This is a genomic window from Actinomycetospora sp. NBC_00405 (assembly GCF_036044095.1).
Lineage (GTDB): Bacteria > Actinomycetota > Actinomycetes > Mycobacteriales > Pseudonocardiaceae > Actinomycetospora > Actinomycetospora callitridis.
This window is the reverse complement of sequence record NZ_CP107938.1, coordinates 964,629-983,110: the sequence shown is the minus strand read 5'-3', so window position 1 is coordinate 983,110 and position 18,482 is coordinate 964,629. Positions and strand designations below refer to the sequence as shown.

The 18,482-nt window shown below is 74.6% G+C and carries 20 protein-coding genes; 11 read left to right on the top strand and 9 right to left on the bottom strand.

Annotation, left to right across the window (positions count from 1 at the left end):
• Nucleotide 1: 1 nt before the first annotated feature.
• Nucleotides 2–400 carry a CopG family transcriptional regulator gene (locus tag OG774_RS04850; RefSeq protein WP_274190472.1) on the bottom strand — a complete coding sequence of 133 codons (399 nt, stop codon included), beginning with the start codon at nt 398–400 and terminating at the stop codon, nt 2–4.
• Between the two features lie 114 nt (nt 401–514).
• On the opposite strand from OG774_RS04850, the gene OG774_RS04845 reads away from it, so the two are divergent.
• The 5 genes from OG774_RS04845 (at nt 515) to OG774_RS04825 (ending at nt 6,214) form a co-directional block, all read left to right on the top strand.
• Nucleotides 515–1,951 (top strand): thioredoxin family protein, encoded by a 1,437-nt coding sequence (locus OG774_RS04845; RefSeq protein ID WP_328307208.1) that lies wholly within the window; start codon nt 515–517, stop codon nt 1,949–1,951.
• 5 nt (nt 1,952–1,956) lie between these two features.
• Complete coding sequence (locus OG774_RS04840; RefSeq protein ID WP_328310785.1) at nt 1,957–2,484, top strand: UGSC family (seleno)protein; 528 nt, start codon at nt 1,957–1,959, stop codon at nt 2,482–2,484.
• A 98-nt stretch (nt 2,485–2,582) separates the two neighbouring features.
• Nucleotides 2,583–3,479, top strand: coding sequence for a YihY/virulence factor BrkB family protein (locus OG774_RS04835; protein WP_328307206.1), 897 nt, complete (start codon nt 2,583–2,585; stop codon nt 3,477–3,479).
• Nucleotides 3,480–3,606: 127 nt separating this feature from the next.
• On the top strand, nt 3,607–4,965 hold the full coding sequence (locus OG774_RS04830) for an FAD-binding oxidoreductase (protein WP_328307204.1): 1,359 nt from the start codon (nt 3,607–3,609) through the stop codon (nt 4,963–4,965).
• 10 nt (nt 4,966–4,975) lie between these two features.
• Nucleotides 4,976–6,214, top strand: coding sequence for a cyclopropane-fatty-acyl-phospholipid synthase family protein (locus tag OG774_RS04825; RefSeq protein ID WP_328307202.1), 1,239 nt, complete (start codon nt 4,976–4,978; stop codon nt 6,212–6,214).
• On the opposite strand, the gene OG774_RS04820 is transcribed toward OG774_RS04825, so the two are convergent.
• Together OG774_RS04820 and OG774_RS04815 are read right to left on the bottom strand one after the other, a co-directional pair.
• Entirely contained in the window at nt 6,162–6,815 is a 654-nt protein-coding gene (locus OG774_RS04820) for a sigma-70 family RNA polymerase sigma factor (protein ID WP_328307200.1), read from the bottom strand. The two genes, OG774_RS04825 and OG774_RS04820, sit on opposite strands and share 53 nt — an antisense overlap.
• Nucleotides 6,816–7,086: 271 nt before the next feature.
• Entirely contained in the window at nt 7,087–7,749 is a 663-nt protein-coding gene (locus tag OG774_RS04815) for a TetR/AcrR family transcriptional regulator (protein WP_328307198.1), read from the bottom strand.
• 95 nt (nt 7,750–7,844) lie between these two features.
• Between OG774_RS04815 and OG774_RS04810 the strand changes: the two genes are divergently transcribed.
• The 3 genes from OG774_RS04810 (at nt 7,845) to OG774_RS04800 (ending at nt 11,565) form a co-directional block, all read left to right on the top strand.
• On the top strand, nt 7,845–8,765 hold the full coding sequence (locus tag OG774_RS04810; protein WP_328307196.1) for an SDR family oxidoreductase: 921 nt from the start codon (nt 7,845–7,847) through the stop codon (nt 8,763–8,765).
• A complete protein-coding gene (locus tag OG774_RS04805) occupies nt 8,762–9,289 on the top strand; it encodes a hypothetical protein (RefSeq protein ID WP_328307194.1) in 528 nt (175 codons plus the stop codon). Before OG774_RS04810 ends, OG774_RS04805 begins: the two co-directional genes overlap by 4 nt.
• Nucleotides 9,290–9,402: 113 nt before the next feature.
• The gene (locus tag OG774_RS04800; RefSeq protein ID WP_328307192.1) at nt 9,403–11,565 is read left to right on the top strand and encodes a protein kinase domain-containing protein; all 2,163 of its coding nucleotides are present in this window, start codon (nt 9,403–9,405) and stop codon (nt 11,563–11,565) included.
• Nucleotides 11,566–11,571: 6 nt separating this feature from the next.
• Here the strand turns inward: OG774_RS04800 and OG774_RS04795 are convergent, their stop codons facing one another.
• The 3 genes from OG774_RS04795 to OG774_RS04785 form a co-directional block, all read right to left on the bottom strand.
• Entirely contained in the window at nt 11,572–11,757 is a 186-nt protein-coding gene (locus tag OG774_RS04795; protein WP_328307190.1) for a hypothetical protein, read from the bottom strand.
• 105 nt (nt 11,758–11,862) lie between these two features.
• Nucleotides 11,863–12,273, bottom strand: coding sequence for a hypothetical protein (locus tag OG774_RS04790; RefSeq protein WP_328307187.1), 411 nt, complete (start codon nt 12,271–12,273; stop codon nt 11,863–11,865).
• Nucleotides 12,274–12,380: 107 nt separating this feature from the next.
• The gene (locus tag OG774_RS04785) at nt 12,381–13,145 is read right to left on the bottom strand and encodes a 5-formyltetrahydrofolate cyclo-ligase (protein ID WP_328307185.1); all 765 of its coding nucleotides are present in this window, start codon (nt 13,143–13,145) and stop codon (nt 12,381–12,383) included.
• Nucleotides 13,146–13,206: 61 nt separating this feature from the next.
• On the opposite strand from OG774_RS04785, the gene OG774_RS04780 reads away from it, so the two are divergent.
• Together OG774_RS04780 and OG774_RS04775 are read left to right on the top strand one after the other, a co-directional pair.
• Entirely contained in the window at nt 13,207–13,806 is a 600-nt protein-coding gene (locus OG774_RS04780) for an ArsR/SmtB family transcription factor (RefSeq protein ID WP_328307183.1), read from the top strand.
• Complete coding sequence (locus OG774_RS04775; RefSeq protein WP_328307181.1) at nt 13,803–14,603, top strand: SRPBCC family protein; 801 nt, start codon at nt 13,803–13,805, stop codon at nt 14,601–14,603. The genes OG774_RS04780 and OG774_RS04775 overlap by 4 nt, the downstream gene beginning before the upstream one ends.
• Before the next feature lie 127 nt (nt 14,604–14,730).
• Here the strand turns inward: OG774_RS04775 and OG774_RS04770 are convergent, their stop codons facing one another.
• The 3 genes from OG774_RS04770 to OG774_RS04760 all read right to left on the bottom strand — a co-directional run bounded on the left by OG774_RS04770 (nt 14,731) and on the right by OG774_RS04760 (nt 17,772).
• A complete protein-coding gene (locus OG774_RS04770) occupies nt 14,731–16,098 on the bottom strand; it encodes a pyridoxal phosphate-dependent decarboxylase family protein (RefSeq protein WP_328307179.1) in 1,368 nt (455 codons plus the stop codon).
• 17 nt (nt 16,099–16,115) lie between these two features.
• Nucleotides 16,116–16,820 (bottom strand): DUF998 domain-containing protein, encoded by a 705-nt coding sequence (locus tag OG774_RS04765; RefSeq protein WP_328307177.1) that lies wholly within the window; start codon nt 16,818–16,820, stop codon nt 16,116–16,118.
• A gap of 61 nt (nt 16,821–16,881) precedes the next feature.
• Nucleotides 16,882–17,772 (bottom strand): hypothetical protein, encoded by an 891-nt coding sequence (locus tag OG774_RS04760; protein WP_328307175.1) that lies wholly within the window; start codon nt 17,770–17,772, stop codon nt 16,882–16,884.
• An 89-nt stretch (nt 17,773–17,861) separates the two neighbouring features.
• On the opposite strand from OG774_RS04760, the gene OG774_RS04755 reads away from it, so the two are divergent.
• Entirely contained in the window at nt 17,862–18,464 is a 603-nt protein-coding gene (locus OG774_RS04755; RefSeq protein ID WP_328307173.1) for a methyltransferase domain-containing protein, read from the top strand.
• The last annotated feature ends 18 nt before the right edge of the window (nt 18,465–18,482 follow it).

Here is an 18,482-nt window from a genome sequence, read left to right as displayed (position 1 = left end):
GTCAGACGATGCGGGACCCGAGCGCCGACTTGACGGCCCGGCTCGCGCGGAACGCCCCGAGCACCTCGACCGAGGCAATCGTGGCCAGCGCGAGCTCGGGCGTGACGTCGTCGGCCACGGTGGCGAGCCCCAGCACCCGGATGTGCACCTGCTCGCCCCGGTCACGCATCGCCTCCAGCTCACGGCGGGAGAAGTGCTGCGTACCGAGCACGAGGGTGCGGCGCGCGACCGTGTGCTCGATCGCGGGGGCGCTCGCCGTGAGCTGGTTGCGCACGGCGGTGCGGATGAAGTCGGTGCGGTTGGTGAAGTGTCCTTCCTGCACCAGGAGGTCGATCCGGCCGAGGTCGACCGGCCCGAGGTTCACGGTGATCTTCTCGGTACGGTCCGGCTCACCGGCCATCATGCCCTCCCTGCGCCATCCATATGGATGGTGCACGGAGGGCGCCGCGCACGCAAGTCCGAGGCGCGCGGGATTCTCGACACGACCGCGCCCGGTCTGGGTAGCGTGCCGTCCGTGCCCTCGACGGTGTCCGCCCCGGTCCCCGAGGACGGGCTCGTCGTGGTGGTCAAGCAGGACTGCCCGACCTGCCAGTTGGTCGCGCCGGTGCTCGGGGCCCTCGACGCCACCGTCTACAGCCAGGACGACCCGGCGTTCCCGGGCGGCGTCGCGGTCGTCGACGACACCGCCCTCGACGCGAGCCTGGCGCTGGGCATCGACGTGGTGCCGACGCTGCTGCGCCGCCGGGCCGGCGCGGAGACCGACCGCGCCGAGGGCTGGGACCGGGCGCGCTGGCGGGAGCTGTCCGGCGTCGCCGACCTCGGCGCGGACCTCACCGACTGGAAGCCGGGCTGCGGCTCCCGCACCCACGACCCGGCGGTGGCCGAGGAGCTGCTGGTGCGCACCCGCGGGCACGAGCTGCACGCCCGCCACGTCGAGCTCGCCGGGCTCGAGGACGAGGCCGAGGCCCTCTACGACCGCGGCTGGACCGACGGGCTCCCGGTGGTGGCGCCGACGCCGGCGCGGGTGCTGCGGATGCTGGCCGGGACGTCGCGCGCACCCGACGAGGTCGTCGCCACCGTGCCCCCGAACCTCGTGCCCGCGACCGTCGAGAAGGTCGCCATCAACGCCGTCCTCGCCGGATGCCGCCCCGAGTACCTCCCCGTGGTGCTCGCCGCCGTCGAGGCCGCCTGCGCCGAGGAGTTCAACGCCCACGGCCTGTTGGCCACCACCTGGGGTGCCGCGCCGGCGGTCCTGGTCCACGGACCGGTCGCGCGCCGGATCGGGGTCAACACCGGGGGCAACGCGCTGGGGCAGGGCACCCGGGCGAACTCGACGATCGGGCGCGCGCTGCAGCTGGTGGTCCGCAACGTCGGCGGCGGGCGTCCCGGCGAGGTCGACCGCGCGACCCTGGGCCAGCCCGGCAAGGTCGGGCTCTGCTTCGCCGAGGACGAGGACGGCTCGCCGTGGGAGCCGCTCTCGGTCTCGCGCGGGGTGCCGGCGGGGGCCTCGGCGGTGACGGTGTTCGCCGCGGAGGGCGCCCAGGGCGTCGTCGACCAGATCTCGCGGACGCCGGGGTCGCTGGCGCGCTCGCTCGCCCGCGGGCTGCGCGGCGTCGGGCATCCCAAGATCGCGCCCGGGTTCGACGCGGTGCTCGTGGTCGTCCCCGAGCACGCCGCGGTCTTCGCCGAGGCCGGCTGGGACCGGGCCCGCCTGCACGCCGAGCTCGACGAGCTGCTCCTGCTGGCGCCCGAGGAGATCGCGCGCGGCGCCGACGGCATCGACGAGGGCATGCCGGCCCCGTCGCGGCCGCGTCCGAAGTTCCGTCCCAGCGGGCTGATGATCGCCGTCGCCGGCGGGGGAGCGGGGAAGTTCTCCGCCGTCCTCGGCGGCTGGGTCGGCGGCCCCGGCGGCAGCACGCCCGTCACCCGCGTCATCGAGGAGGACCCGTGAGCTCTCTGATCGTCCTGGACCCCACCGACGAGGCACGCCCCGCCGCGCGCACCGTCGGGCCGCGTCCCGACGACCTCGCCGGGCGCACCGTCGGGCTGCTCGACATCTCGAAGCCCCGCGGCGAGGTCTTCCTCGACCGCCTGGAGACCCTGCTCGCCGAGCGGGGCGCGGCGGTCCGGCGCTACGCCAAGCCGACCTTCACCCGGCCCGCGCCCGCCGACCTGCGCGCCGAGATCGCCGCCGAGTGCGACGTCGTGATCGAGGCCCTCGCCGATTGAGGCTCGTGCACGTCGTGCAGTGTGCACGACCTCGCCGCCCTCGAGGCCGACGGCGTGACGGCCACGTTCGTCGCGTCGACGGAGTTCGTCTCCGCCACCGACGCCCAGGCGCGCGCCCTCGGCTTCGCGAGCGTGCCCGCGGTCTACGTCGCCCACCCCATCCAGGACCGCACCGACGCCGAGATGGCCGCGCTCGCCGACGGGGCGCTCCCGCGGGTGCTCGCGGCGGTCACCGGGGACACCGTCAGCGGCTGATCCGCGGGCGGACCGGACCCCGGTGCCGGGTCCCGGGGCGGGCGTGGTTGCCTGACCCGATGGCACCGGTGGGGTGGCGGCCACGGGTCCGTCGGCCGATGACCGGCCGGATGGCGCCGTCGTGGCGGCGTCTGCGCGAGAGCCGACGGCTCTACCGCGCCCGGCACGGTGACCACCTCGCCGCGGCGGTCACGTTCTTCACCGTGCTCGCCCTGGTACCGCTGCTGATGCTGGCGGTGTCCGCGGTCGGGTTCGTGCTGTCCTCGAGCCAGAGCGTGTTCGCCCAGGTGGAGAGCGTCCTCGCGGTGGCGCTGCCCCAGCCGGTGAGCGTGGAGGTCGTCGACGTCGTCCACGTCGTCGTGGCCGAGCGCGGGACCCTCGGCGTGCTCGCTCTGGCGGCCGCGGCGATCTCCGGGTGGAGCTGGATCAGCCACCTCCGCGACGCCGTGACCGCTCTGCTGGGACGGCCGTGCCCGGAGCACCGGCTGCGCCACGCGGTCTCCGACGTCGGCGCGCTGCTGGGCATCGGCGTCGCGCTGGCCGTTTCGTTCGCGCTGGCGTCGCTGACCGGCGTCCTGGGGAGGCGGCTGCTCGACCTCCTGGGCCTGACCAGCACCGTCGGCGCCCGGGCGCTGCTGGCGGTCGGGTCGATCGCGATCGGGCTCGCCGCGAACTGGCTGGTCGTCGCGTGGTGCCTGGCCCACCTGCCACGGCCGACGCGTGCCCTGCGCCCCCTGCTGCCGGCGGCGGCGCTCGCCGCGGTGGGACTCGTCGTCCTGCAGCAGATCGGTGGCCTGTACTTCCGCCTGATCGGCACCTCACCCGCGGTGGCGGCGCTGGGCGCCCTGATCGGCTTCCTGCTGATCGTCTACCTGGTGGTCCGCTGGTTGTTCCTCGTCACGGTGTGGACCGACACCCGCGCGCCGGACGCCGTCTCGGATCGCAGCGAGGCCGGTCGCACCGGGATCGAGCTCGTCGCCGACCTGGTCGGCTGAACCCGCTCCACGCACCGTCCTGACGCGCCACCATCCCTCAGGTGGCGTACGGAACATCGGATTTCCGGTGCTCTCCGCCTCACGCCGGGCATACGCTGCTCCGCGAGATCCGGGAGGAGGCACCCAGATGACCGTCGGCGCGGACGCCGGAATCGCGCATCGTGAGGCCGTGGACGCCGTGCGGCGGGGGCTCGCGGAGCTCCCCCCGGACGCCCCGGTGCGGCTGCGCAAGAAGACGTCGAACCTGTTCCGCTTCCGGGACGGCGGCGGCGGGCTCGCCGTCGACGGGCTGGACCGCGTGCTGTCGGTCGACCCGGAGGCCCGCACCGCCGACGTGGCCGGGATGACGACGTACGAGGACCTCGTCGCCACCACCCTCCCGCACGGGCTGATGCCGCTCGTGGTCCCGCAGCTCAAGACCATCACCCTCGGCGGCGCCGTCGTCGGGCTCGGCATCGAGTCGACGTCGTTCCGCGACGGCCTGCCGCACGAGTCGGTGATCGAGGCCGACGTCCTCACCGGCACCGGCGAGATCCTCTCGACCGTCGACCACTCCGATCTCCTCGCCGGCCTCCCGAACTCCTACGGCACGCTCGGGTACGCGCTGCGCCTGCGCATCGAGCTCGCCCCGGTCCACCCGTTCGTGCGGCTGCGCCACATCCGGTTCGACACCGCCGAGGAGACCGCGAGCGCGCTCGCCGAGATCACCGCGACCGGGCGGTGGGCGGGGGAGCGGGTGGACTTCTGTGACGGCACCGTGTTCTCCCCGCAGGAGCACTACCTCTCGCTCGGCGAGATGGTGGACACCGCGCCGTACCTGTCGGACTACACCGGCCAGGGCATCTACTACCGGTCGATCCAGGACCGCGACTCGGACTTCCTGACGATCCACGACTACCTGTGGCGCTGGGACACCGACTGGTTCTGGTGCTCGCGGGCCCTGGGCGTGCAGAACCCGGCGGTGCGCCGCCTGTGGCCGTCGCGCTACCGCCGCTCCGACGTCTACCGCCGGCTCGTCGCCCTGGACCGTCGCCTCGGCCTGTCCCAGGCGCTCGCCCGCCGCAACGGGGCGGCCGGCGTCGAACCGATCATCCAGGACGTCGAGGTACCGGTGGACCGGCTCCCGGGTTTCCTCGAGTTCTTCCACCGGGAAATCGGCATCAGCCCGGTGTGGTTGTGCCCGTTGAAACAGCGTGACGGGCGTGCGTGGCCGCTGTACCCCTTGGACCCGGCCACCACCTACGTCAACGTCGGCTTCTGGTCGGACGCCGAACTCGCCCCGGGCCAGGCGCCCGACCACCACAACCGGCGCATCGAGGAGGTCCTCATGGATCTCGACGGACACAAGTCGCTGTACTCCACGTCCAGCTACCGGCGGGAGGAGTTCGACGCGCTCTACGGGGGAGCGACGTACCGCGAGCTCAAGGCGCGGTACGACCCGGACGGTCGCCTCCCCGACCTCTACACCAAGACCGTGACGGGCTAGGAGGACAGACGTGCAGGTCGCCGAATTGTTCCGACCGGTGCTGGGGGACGAGGCCCCCGTCGCCATCCGTGCCTACGACGGCAGCGCCTCGACGCCGTCGGCCGCCGAGCCGGTGGCCACCGTCGACGTCCGCAGCGAGACCGCGCTCGCGTACCTCGCCGCCTCGCCGAACAGCCTGGGCCTGGCCCGGGCCTACGTCTCCGGCCACCTCGACGTCGAGGGCAGCCTGTACCAGGCGCTGACCGCGATGAGCGAGCTGACGGTCTCCGACGTCACGCCGTCGACGCTGCTGAAGATGGCGGCGCGCATGGCGCCGCTGCGCTTCCGCCACCGCGTCGCGCCCCCTCCCGAGGAGCACCGCCAGCGCGGCCGGCGGCACTCCAAGGACCGCGACTCGACCGCGATCGAGCACCACTACGACGTCTCCAACCGCTTCTACGAGCTCGTGCTCGGCCCCTCCATGGCCTACACCTGCGCCGTCTACCCGTCGGAGACCGCGACCCTCGAGGATGCGCAGTTCGCCAAGCACGCGCTCGTCGCCGAGAAGCTCGCGCTCGAGCCCGGGATGCGACTGCTCGACGTCGGCTGCGGCTGGGGCCAGATGGCGATGCACGCCGCGGAGCACCACGGCGTGCAGGCGCTCGGCGTGACCCTCTCGCGCGACCAGGCGACCTGGGCGCAGAAGGAGGTGGCGCGCCGGGGGCTCGGTGACCTCGTCGAAATTCGGCACTCCGACTACCGCGACGTCACCGAGGGCGACTTCGACGCGGTCAGCTCGATCGGGCTCACCGAGCACATCGGACGCCGCAACATCTCGTCGTACTTCCAGTTCCTCTACGCGAAGCTCCGGCCGGGCGGGCGCCTGCTCAACCACTGCATCACCCGGCCCGATCACCACCACCGCGCCGCGGCCGACCCGTTCATCGACCGCTACGTGTTCCCGGACGGCGAGCTGCTGCCGATCGGTTGGCTGATCTCGCGGATGAACGCGGCCGGCTTCGAGATCCGCCACGAGGAGAACCTGCGGGAGCACTACTCCCGGACGCTCGCCGGGTGGTCGGCGAACCTCGAGGAGCACTGGGACGCCTGCGTCGAGGAGGCCGGCGAGGGACGCGCCCGGGTGTGGAGGCTCTACATGCCCGCGTGCCAGGTGGGGTTCGACGTGAACAACATCCAGCTGCACCAGGTGCTGGGGGTCAAGCTCGGCCCCGACGCCCGCTCCGGCTTCCCGCTGCGTCCCGCGTACTGAAGATCCCGCGCGGCGGTGTGTCGTCCGGCCCGCCCCGGTCCTCGGGGTCGTTGAGCACACCGCGCAGCTTGGCGACGGCGCGGTGCTGGGCGACCCGCACCGCGCCGGGCGTCGAGCCGACGGCCAGGGCGGTCTCCTCGGCGGAGAGGCCGACGACCACGCGCAGCACCAGGATCTCGCGCTGCTTGGGCGGCAGCTGCGCGAGCAGGGCGCGCATCTCGGCGCTCGCCGAGGCCTCGAGCGCGTGCTGCTCGGGGCCTGCGGCGTCGGTGAAGCCCTCGGGCACGTCGTCGGTGGGCTCGGAGCGGTCGCGGCCCGCGTGACGGTGGGCGTCGACCACCTTGTGCGCGGCGATGCCGTAGACGAAGGCCAGGAACGGCTTGCCCTGGTCGGTGTAGGTCGGCAGCGACTTGAGGACGGCCAGGCAGACCTCCTGGGCGACGTCGTCCGCGGCGACCCCGGAGCGTTCGGTGCCCAGCCGGGACCGGCAGTAGCGCACGACCAGGGGGCGCAGGATCACCAGCAGCTGGTTGAGCGCGGCCTTGTCGCCGGCCACCACCGCGGCGACCAGCCGGTTGATCTCGTCGGACTCCTCGGTCACGAGCTACCCCGCCGCCCGTTCCGCGGTGCCCCCACCGCCGCGCGTCCCACACGTCCCCCCACGTCAACTGAGCGTGACCGGCGATCACTCCACGGAGATACGGAGTCCGTCGCGCGATCCGGTCGTGTCCTCACCGTGCTGGATGCGTCGCGGGCTGTGAAGGAGGCGCGCGGTCGGCGGCGCCACGAACCGGTCAGCGGCCGATCGGTCGTGTGCGATGCGTCGTGTGCGCGCCGTCACCGGTCGTTTGGCTCCGACGAGCGGATCTCGATCACGAGGTGGCACCGCGTCGGTCGGGCGCCAGCACGGCCTCGCACATGGCCTCGCCGACCCAGTCCTCGTACTGCTCGCCGGTCCAGCCGCGCGCCCCGGTGAGGAGGTGCCAGACCTCGGCGCTGTTGAGCGTCCACAGGCGGTCGCGGGCGACGTCCTCGTCGAGACCGGGGGAGAGGGCCCCGAGCTCGACCACGCGCCCGACGACCATGCCGGTGCCGATGAGGCGCTCCTGGTCGGTGGTCGCCCGCAGGGCCACGAGGTCCGGGTCGCCGGAGAGGGCACCCGCGCCGATCTGCAGCGCCAGCGGCCCGAGGCGCTCCAGCAGCGAGCGCCCGAGCCGCGCGTAGCCCCGCAGGAACGCGGCCGGGTCGGGATCGGCGTACAGCGCCCGCACCTCGGGCCGCTCGGCCAGCGGGACGTCCTGCGTGTCGCCGGCGAGGACGAGGTCGTAGCCCTCCTTGAGCAGCGCGGCCTTCGTCCCGAACCCGTTGTAGACCGTCTGCGCCGAGACCCCTGCCGCCTTCGCCACCGAGGCCACCGACGTCGTGGCGTACCCCTGCGCCACGAACTGCTCGACGGCGGTCAGGGCGATCTGCTGACGCGTCAGTGCGGCCCGGCGCTCGCGCCCGGAGGCGTCGTACCGACGTCGTGCCGACATTTCGTTTGACTCCTGCCCAAATCGAGTTAGTGTCACTCTATCCAAATCAGCGGCCCACGGCGAGACCGGGGGCCGAGACCCTCGGAGTCCCGGTCATGACCACCGACCCGTCCTCCCGTCCTCCGACCGCCGTCGTCGGTGCCACCGGCACCGTCGGTGGGCTGGTCCTGGACGAGCTGCTCGCACGGGGCGTGCCCGTGCGAGCCCTCGTCCGTCGCCCGGTCGACAGGCTCGACCGTCCCGGCGTCGACCAGGTCGTCGCCGATCTCGGCGACCCCGGGGCCCTGCGCACCGCCCTGGACGGCACGGCGTCCGCCCTGTACGTCTCGCCGCACGCCGTGGACGAGGAGCGGTTCGCCGAGAACCTGCTCGCCTCGGCCGAGCAGACCGGCACGCGCATCGTGTTCGCCGGTGTGCACATCTCCCGGCGCACCCTCGCCGGACGCCTGCAGGGTCTGGCCTTCTCGTGGATGCTGCCCAGCTACCGCGGGAAGCTGCGCATCGGCCGCCGTGTGGAGGAGAGTCGCACCCGCGCCGTCGTCCTCGCGCCGAGCAACTTCTTCCAGAACGACGAGGTCTTCCTCCCGGAGATCGGCGCGGGCCTGTTCCCGATGCCGATGCGCGGGGTCAACCGCGTCGACGTGCGCGACCTCGCCGAGCTCGCCGCCCGCGAGCTCGTCACACCGCGCCTGGACCCCGGCACGTACCCGGTCGCCGGCCCGGCGACCCTCTCCGGCGCCGACTGCGCCGCGGCGTGGAGCCGGGCGCTGGGCCGGGACGTGGCCTACGTCGGTGACGACGACGTCGCGTGGCGGGTCGCCTTCGCGCAGCGCCTGCACGGACGCAAGCACGACGACTGGGTCGCAACGGGGGAGCTGCTCGGCGCCCGCGTCGTCCGCATGGACCGCGAGGCCGACGCCACGGCGGCGCTGCTCGGGCGCCCGCCGCGGGCCTACGAGGCCTACGTGCAGGAGCAGGCGGCCGTCCTGGCCACGTCCGCGGGAGACTCGCGATGAGCCTCCGGCAATCCATCCGTACCCGGACGATCGACCGGGGGAGCGCCCGGTCCGACTGGCGCCGTCCCCACCTCGTGGCCCTCACGGCCCTGACGGCGTACTCGACGGGCGTCGGCTGGCAGGCCCAGGCGGTGTCCTATCCGCTGTTCCGGGCCGTGCCGCCCGAGGACTTCCTCGCGTACCACGCGCAGTACGACGAGGCGATCCCGCTCGTCGTCATCGTGCCCGGGTTCCTGTCGTTCCTCGCGTGCACGGCGTTCCCGTGGACGCGGCCGGCCGACGTGCCGCGCGGGCTGGCGGGCGTCGTCGCGGGCAGCGGGCTCGTGTCGCTGGTGTCGACGGTCGCGTGGGCGATCCCGAGGCACGACCGGCTCGACCGGATCGGCCAGGACGAGGCGACGATCGCGAGCCTCCTCGACGCGAACCTCGTGCGGTCCCTGGCGCTGTCGGCGGGCGCGGTGGCCCTGATGGTGGCGACGACCCGGAGCGGCCGGCCCTCCCGCACCACCGGCTCGATCCGATAATCGACATTATGTCACTTTGACAGGAGGGAGCCGTTGCGGCGAACCATCCCCTCGTGCCCGGTTGATCGTTACGATCCAGCCCATTCCGCCGGGCGTCGAGGGGGCGATCACGGGTGGACGGCAGCGAGTTCGGGCGGTACCGCCTCGAGCGTCTCATCGGCTCCGGCGGGATGGGTGACGTCTACCAGGCGGTCGACACGGAACGGGACCGTGTCGTCGCCCTCAAGCTGCTCCCCCCGCTGTTCAGCGGCAGCGCCGAGTTCCAGGAGCGCTTCCGCCGCGAGTCCCGCGTGGCCGCCCGGCTCCGCGACCCGCACATCATCCCGATCCACGACTTCGGGGAGATCGACTCCCGCCTCTACATCGACATGCGGCTGGTCGACAGCGGCCGCACCGTCGCGACGCTGCTGCGCGACGAAGGCGCCCTGCCCCCGGAGCGCGCGGTCCACCTGGTGGGCCAGATCGCGGAGGCGCTCGACGCCGCGCACGGTGACGGGCTGATCCACCGGGACGTCAAGCCGTCCAACGTGCTCATCACCGACCGCGACTTCGTCTACGTCATGGACTTCGGCATCGCGCACTCCGTGGGCCAGACGGCGTTCGGCCTGACGATGTCGGGCTCGACCGTCGGCACGATCGACTACATGGCCCCGGAGCGGTTCACCAACGGGCCGATCGACACGGGGGTGGACGTCTACGCCCTCGGGTGCCTGCTCTACCAGTGCCTCACCGGCCGGACGCCCTTCGAGGGCTCCGAGCCCCCGGCGCTCATGTACGCGCACGTGCACGTCGATCCCCCGCGCCCGAGCGCCGCCGTGCCGGGTCTCCCCGACGCGCTCGACGAGGTCGTCGTGACCGCGATGGCCAAGGACCCGGCGGACCGCTACGCCACCACCGGCGAGCTCGGCGACGCGGCGCGCGCGGCGCTGGGCGGCACGCCGACCACACCCCCGCGAGCCGTCCCCACCACCGAGCGGGCCACCATCGTCACGCCGCGGAGCACCCGCCCCGACGTGGAGGCCGACGACGATCCGCCGACCGGCCCGGCGGCTGACCCACCGGCTGACCCACCGGCTGATCCACCCACCGCGCACCAGTCCCCGGCGCCTGCGCCGGCCCCTCTCCCGGTGTCCGACGGACCGACCGGCGACGGCCCGCCCGCCGACACCCGCACCGCCGCCGGCGACACCCGCTCCAGCGTCAGGGCGTGGGCCGCCCGCCCGGGCTCCCAGGCGATCGTCGTCCTCGCGGGGTCCGCCGTCGTCGTCCTGGCGCTGCTCGCCGTCCTGCTCGTGGCGATCCGGGGCGAGGACGATCCCGCGACCGGTGCCGTCGGCGCCCCGGCCGGCGCCGCCGTGGCGTCGGCGAGCAGCGGGACGGCGCAGGTCATCGGCTCGGTCCCGACACCGGCCACGCCGGGATCGCTGACGGTGGCGCCGGGCGGCCGCGTCGCCTACGTCGCCAACCGCGACCCCCGGGTGGTCACGGTGGTCGATCTGGCCGCGGGGGCGGCGATCGACACCATCCCGGTGCCCGCCGCTCCCCCGCGCTTCATCGCCTTCTCCGGCGACGGCGCCCGCGCCTACATCAGCGCCTACACCGACGACGACGCGGTCAACGTGGTGCAGGTGGTGGACACCGCCACCCGCGACATCGTCGCCGTCGTCCCGGTCGACCGCCGGCCCTACGCCCTCGCCGCTGCGCCGGACGGCCGCACGGTGTGGGTGCCGAGCCACGACGACGCCACGATCGACCTCCTCGACACTGCGACCAACACGATCACCGGGCGCCTCCCGGTGGCCGCCAACCCGCACTGGGTCGCGTTCAGCGCCGACCGCGCCTACATCGCCAACCACGAGTCGAACCTCATCACCGTCATGGACGCAGGCACCGGCGCGACGCTCGCGACGGTCCCCGTCGGCATCAGTCCGCACGCGCTCGCCCCCTCCCCCGACGGAGCGCGGGTCGCGGTCGCGAACTACGACGACGGCAGCGTGTCGATCGTCGACACGGCCACCGACCAGGTGGTCGCCACGCCGGTGGTGGGCGCGGGTCCGCAGTACGTCAGCTACGCCGCCGACGGCCGCCACCTGTACACCGCGAACGTCCAGGACGGCACGGTGTCGGTGGTCGACACCGCGACGTCGCGTACCACCGCGACCGTCCCGGTCTGCAGCTCGCCGACGAGCGTCGTCATGGCCCCGCCGGCCAACTCGAGCGCCCGCGTGACCTGCCTCGACGAGGCCCGCCTCGCCGTGCTCGGGATCGGCGGCTGAGCCGGGTCAGCCGGGTCGGTGCAGGCCCTCGAGCAGCCGGGCGGGCGACAAGCGCGCCGGGAACGGGAGTGCGAGCTCGACGGTCTCGTCGCCGACGGCCTCGGCCACGGTCCGGTACCGGCCGTCGTCGCCGAGCTCGAGCACCTCGAGTGCGCCCGGGCCGTCCGGGTCGAGCAGCCAGGATGAGGACACTCGTCGTCGGGCATCGCGTGCAGGTCGGCCACGGCGGAGGCCGCCGTCGACGCGAGCTCGGTCGTGGAAGCCATCGTCCCGCTCCTCCCCCGTCCCCACCAGCGCCTACCGAAGTCGACGGATCCCCGCGGTCGTGCTGCTGAACACCCCGAGGGAGCCGAGGCCGGCGCCGGTCGCGGCGTCGACGAGCGCCTCGGCCCACTCCTCGTCGGCCGCTCCCACCCGGACCGGACCGAGACGTTCGAGGACGAACACGCACGAGCCCGGCCCGGCGCCGGTGGCGAGCTGGTCGACGAGGCCCGACAGGACCTCGCGGAGCCCGTCGACGAGACGGCGGTCGGGCCGCAGGGGCGAGTCCTCGAGGGGCATCACCACCGGTGTCTGGCGGCGGTCACCGTCGACGAGCAGGAGCCAGACGCAGCGGTCCTGGGTGGCTCGACCGATCAGCGCGTCAACGCGCTGGTGCACGTCGGCGTCGGTGAGAAGGGGTCCGGCGAGCTCGGGTGAGAGTGTCATGCGCCCACGATGGAGGTCGGCCCCGGGCCTCCGTGGCCGTTTCGCAGACCTCGGGCCCCGACGCGGGAGCTCTGACGGCACTCTCGAGAGATCGAACGGGCGAGCCCTCAGGACGGGCGTAAGCGCCGCAGCAGCGGGATCGCCGCGATTTTCTCCTCGGTGAGCTCGTCCCACACGATGCGGCCGGGGTGGCGCACCTCCCGGGTGCAGGTGACGACGCGGTCGGGCGTGACGAGCAGGTCGAGGCGCACGTCGTGGTCGGTCACGGGGATCTCCCCCGTCGCGACGACCTGCTGCTCGTGCACCGTCGTCACCACGGGCGTGTCCGGCGCGACGAGCCCGGCCTCGCCGGCGACGGCGAACTCGAGGTCGGAGAACCCGCCACCCTTGCCCAGGCGTGCGCCGTCCTCGGCGACGGCCACGCAGCCGGTGACGACGAGGTCGACCGGCTCGAGGTCCTCGACGGCCACCGTGCGCCCCGACCGCGAGGCGCCTTTGATCGACGACGCCTTGCGCGGGGTGTCGTCGAGGTCGTCGGGGTCGAGCAGGAAGAACGGCGCCTCCTCGGCGAGGCGCGGCACCGCCATGTAGACGGTCTTGCCGTCCTCGAGCGCGCGCTGGCGCACGGGCCACTGCGCGGAGTCCGGGTTGCACTTCAGCGTGCGGGCCTGCTTCCAGACGTCGGTCTCCCGCAGTCGCTCCGCGGCCACCTCGGCGCCGACGAAGTTCGGGATGCGGCCGTGCGCCCCCGGGAACCGCGCGATCTTCTCGTCGCGCAGGGCGTCCCACACGCGCCGGCGGACGGCGTGCTTCGCCTCCACGATCTCCGCCGGGCCCCCGGCGTCCGCGTCGTGTCGTCGGGTCCGTGCCACGGCGACACCGTACGGCGCGAGCCATATTGACAACTTCTTTTGTCAATGTTGTCCTGGGTCCGTGCTCGACGTGGACGTGATCGACGAACCCGCCGCCGCCGCCGCGGCCCTCGACCCGCTGCGCGCGCGCCTGCTGGCCGCGCTCGCCGAGCCCGGCTCGGCCTCGACCCTGGCCGGACAGGTCGGCCTGACCCGCCAGAAGGTCAACTACCACCTGCGCACGCTGGAGGCCCACGGCCTGGTCCGCGAGGTGGGGCAGCGTCCGCGGCGCGGGCTCACCGAGCGGATGGTCGAGGCGACCGCGGCGTCGTACCTGATCTCCCCGGCCGCCCTCGGAGCGGCGGCCACCGACCCCGCCAAGGTCTCCGACCGCCTCTCCGCCCGCTACCTGCTCGCCCTCGCGGGCCGGATCGTCCGCGAGGTCGGCGACCTCGCCCGGCGGGCCGACCGCGAGGACAAGCGCCTCGCGACCCTCGCCCTCGACACCGAGATCGCGTTCGCCTCGCCCGCCGAGCGATCGGCCTTCGCCGACGAGCTCGGCACCGCGGTGCGCGACCTCGCCGCGCGCTACCACGACCCGGCCGGGCGACCCCACCGACTCGTCGTCGGCGTCCACCCGACCCCGGCCCCCACCCCCGAATCCGAGGAGGACCCCTCGTGACCGACCAGGACCCCCGCACCGTCGACCTCGAGGTCACCGTGCCGGGCACCCCCGAGCAGGTCTGGGACGCGATCGCCACCGGACCCGGCATCAGCTCCTGGCTGCACCCGACCCGCGTCGACGAGCACGTCGGCGGCGCCTTCGGCTTCGACATGGGCGGGTCCGTCGAGGCGGCCGAGCAGGCGCCGCAGGGCGTCGTCACCGCCTACGACGCCCCGCACCGCTTCGCCACGGAGGCGCCCTGGTCCGCCGGCGGGCAGTCGACGACGCTCGCCACCGAGTGGCTGGTCACCGCCCGCGACGAGGGCACCTGCGTGGTCCGGATGGTCATGAGCGGCTTCGGGCCCGGCGACGACTGGGACGACGAGATCGACGCGCTGCGCGAGGGCATGGGCGTCGCCCTGGAGACCCTGCGCCTCTACCTCGCGCACTTCGCGGGGCGGCGCCCGGCCGTCGTCGACGCCGGCACGACGGTCGCCGGCCCCCCGCGCGCCGCGTTCGACACCCTGCTCCGGGTCGTCGGCCTGGACGGGGCGGACGTCGGCGACCGCATCGTCCTCGCCGGCACGCCCTCGCTCGCGGGGACGGTCGAGGTCCTCTCCCCCGGCGAGCACCGCTGCGACGTCGTCCTGCTCGTGGACTCCCCCGGCCCGGGCGTCGCCGACCTCGCGACCTACGGCGCCGACACCCGCGTCGGCGTCCACCTGACGGTGTTCGACGCGCCGGGCACCGACGCCGCCCGGGTCGCCGACCGCGAGCAGCCCCGCTGGACCGCCTGGACAGAGACGCTCCGATGACCACCACACCCACCCGCGCGCGGCTCGCGCTCGCGGTCCCGGCCACGTCCCGGTCGTCGGCGCCCCGGTTGTCGGCGCCCCTGTCGTCGGTGCTGCTGACGAGACCCCGGAGCCCGCCCCGGCGTGATCAGCCCGTGGCGCGGTCGATCGCCGCCGTGATCGCCGTGACCGACCGGCTGATGTCCTCGGGCGTCGTCGACCAGTTCGACACCGAGAAGCGCACGGCCGGGCGGTCGGCCCAGACGGTGGTGCCGACCCAGCACGTGCCGTCGCGCGCGACCGCCCGGGAGAGCTCGGCGGGGTCGACGCCGCGGGGGCGGAACAGCACCTGGTTGAGCTCGACCTCGGCGAGGACCTCGACGCCGGGATGGCGTCCCAGCTCCTCGGCGGCCTGCCGGGCGAGGGCGCAGCACCGCTCGACGAGGTCGGCCACGCCGCGGCGCCCGAGGCTGCGCACCGCCGCGTACACCGGGAGCGCGCGGTCGCGCCGTGAGCTCTCCGGGGTCCGGCCGGACGGGTCCTGCGCGTCCACCGCCAGGTAGGCGGCGGAGAGGCTCAGCGCCCGGGTGAGCGCCGCCGGATCGCGGACGATCGCCAGCCCCGAGTCGTAGGGGACGTTGAGCCACTTGTGGGCGTCGACCGCCCACGAGTCGGCGCGCTCGACGCCGGTGACGAGGTGACGTCGCGACGGCGCGGCCGCGGCCCAGAGCCCGAACGCGCCGTCGACGTGCAGCCAGGCCTGCTCGCGGGCGTGCACGAGGTCGGCGATGGCGTCGAGCGGGTCGCACGCCCCGGTGTCGACCTGCCCCGCCTGGGCGCAGACGAGCACCGGGCCGTCGAGGGAGGCGAGGAGGTCGCGCAGCAGGTCGGGGCGCATCCGGCCCTGGTCGTCGGCCGGGACCCGGACCGCGCGCTCCGACCCGAACCCCAGCAGCCGCAGGGCCTGCAGCACCGTGGAGTGGACCTTGCCGCCGACCAGCACGGTCGGCGCCGGCGCCCCGGCCAGCCCGTCGGCGCCGACGTCCCACCCCTGCGCGTCGAGCAGGGCGTGGCGGGCCGCGGCGAGGCACGACACGTTCGCCATCTGGGCGCCGGTGACGAACCCGATCGCCGCGTCGGACGGGAGCCCGAGCAGGTCGAGTACCCACCGCGTCGTCACCGCCTCCACCGCGGCCGCGGCGGGCGACATCACCGCGGCGGCGGCGTTCTGGTCGGTCGCCGAGACCATCCAGTCCGCGCCGAGCGCCGCGGGCAGCGCGCCGCCGGTGACGAACCCGAAGTACCGCGGGCCCCCGGTGGCCACGAGGCCGGGCTCGAGGGCGGCGGCGAGCTCGTCGAGCACCTGCGTGGCCGGCAGCCCCTCGGGCGGCAGGGGTCCGTCGAGGCGGGCGCGCATCGCGCCGGCGTCGACCGGGAGCCCGACCGGACGCCCCGGCAGCGAGGCCAGCCACTCCCTCGCGAACCGTTGGGCCCGGTCGAGGCTGTCGTCCCACACCTCGCGGGACGGTACGGCTACTCGGGCCGCGCGACCACGGACCGCCGGGCGTGCGCCAGGGCCCAGAGCCCGAGCAGGGCGATGACCAGCACCTCGGCCAGGGCGAGCCCCCGCTCGAGCAGGCCCAGCGGCACCGCGCGCCACCAGGGCACCCCGGTGATTCCGCGCAGGCCGATGGCCCCGACGATCGGCAGGAACGACGCCAGCGCGAGCCAGGATCCCCACCGCACGCCGGTCCGGAAGGGCCGGGCGGCCGGGTCGCCGCGGCGGCGCCGGGCGAGCAGCAGGGCGCCGAGGGGCAGGGCGATGAACGCCACGAGGCTCGCGTACCGGTGGATGTAGCCCGAGACGCTCGGCCCGATCGACCAGTTCGTCTTCTCGAACGCGACGACGAGCAGCAGGCCGACGCACCACGCGCCGATCAGCACCGACGGCAGGGAGCGGGCGGTCGTCAGGCGCGCCGCGACCAGCGCCGCGAGCACGCCCGCCGAGCCGAGCGCGAGGACGACCACCGCGACGTCGAACAGCCATCCGCCCGACAGGAGCGCGTACTCGCTGATCGTCCGGCGCACGGGGTCGACCGCCGACGACGGGCCCACCAGGTGCATGGCCCCGATGACCAGGAGCGCCAGGACCACGGCGCCCACACCCAGTCGCGCCCCGGACCGCACCACCGTCTCCGCCTCGCGCGGCGGCGTCGTCAGGGTCGTCGGTGTCGTCACGACGGGTCCAACGTCGACGGCGCGTCCTGCGTTCCGACCAGTGTTCCCGCCAGCGTTCCCGTCAGGACCGGAGCCCGGCCCCGGTCGGGTCGAGCGGCCCGGCGGGGCCGAAGCCGTCGGCGAGCCCCACCCACCGCTCGCCCGAGAACAGGCCGGCCCGGTAGTGCAGGCCGTCCGCCGCGGCGTCGACGGCGAGCACGACGTCGTAGGTCCGCGGGTGGGCGACCTCGTCGACGTACTGGACCTCCCACGCGGTCGCCGCCAGCTCCTCGGGCGGCCCGCCGTCGGGGTCGCCGAGGCGCCCGGACTGCCAGGCCGCGACCGCGTCGGCGTACCAGGACAGGATCGCGACGTTGTTGACGTGCCGGTTGGTGTCGACGTCGCCGATGCGCGAGGTCAGCCGGTGCACGACCGGGTAGCGGGTGCGGTCGCGGCGGGCCTGCTCCGGGCGGGGGGCGGCGGCCCCGCCCGGCTCGTCGATCACCATCGTCGCGAGGTCGGCACGCAGCTCGTCCGGGAGCTCGCTCGGACCCGACCCCGTGGCCACCACGGTCACCGAGTCGGCCACGGCGACGCAGCGGTCGCCGGCGAACACCCCGTACCCGTAGGAGAACGACGACCCGCCGATGCGCCGGACGCCGAGCCCGATCCGGTACTCGGCCCCGCGCGGGACCGGCGCGAGGGCGCGGAGGCGCTGCGCGGCGAGCACGATCCGGAAGCGACCGCCGCCGTCCTGGACGAGTGCCCGGAAGCGCGGCAGCTCGGCCTGGACCCGCGCCTCCTCGAGCCAGCGGGTGAGCGCCACCGTCGTCACGCGCCGATCGCCACCGAGGTCGGAGTAGCGCGGGGTGACCGGGCGCAGGACCGGGAACGCCGCGAGGTCGGTGAGGCCCCCGCCGTCCCCGGCCGGCGACGGACCGGCGGGCGGGAGGACCAGTGCGGGCTCGGCCATGGCGACCATGCTCCCCACCGCGCGCGGGCCGGACGACGCGGCACCGCCCGGATCACATGTGACGACCGCCCCCGGGGCACCCGGGCGACGTGACCGACTACCCGCCCGGGTTCTTCGACCGCGCCGACACCGGCGACGACGCCCGCTTCTACGGCCCGCCGCGGCTGGTGCAGCACATCGACGACGAGGCGATCGCCGCCGTCGGCGCGTACTACGACGAGGTCGGCGTCGCCGGCGACGTCCTGGACCTCATGAGCTCGTGGGTCTCGCACCTGCGCACCCGCCCGCGGCACCTCACCGTGCTCGGGATGAACGCCGCCGAGCTCGAGGCCAACCCGATGGCGGACGCCCGGGTGGTGCGGGACCTCAACGCCGACCCGGCGCTGCCCTTCGACGACGCCGCCTTCGACACCGCGATCTGCACGGTCTCGGTCGACTACCTCGTCGCGCCGGTCGCGGTGTGCGCCGAGGTCGCACGCGTGCTCCGGCCCGGCGGGACGTTCGCGCTGACCTTCTCGAACCGCTGCTTCCCCACCAAGGCGGTCCGCGGCTGGCTCGCCGCCGACGACGAGGGGCGCGCGGCGATCGTCGCGTCCTACCTGCGCGACGCGGGCGGTTTCGACGAGCCTGTCGCCCAGCGCCGCCCGTCGCGCGGGGACCCGGTGATCGCGGTGCACGCGGCCCGGCGGTAGAGGGTGGCGAGCGCCGCC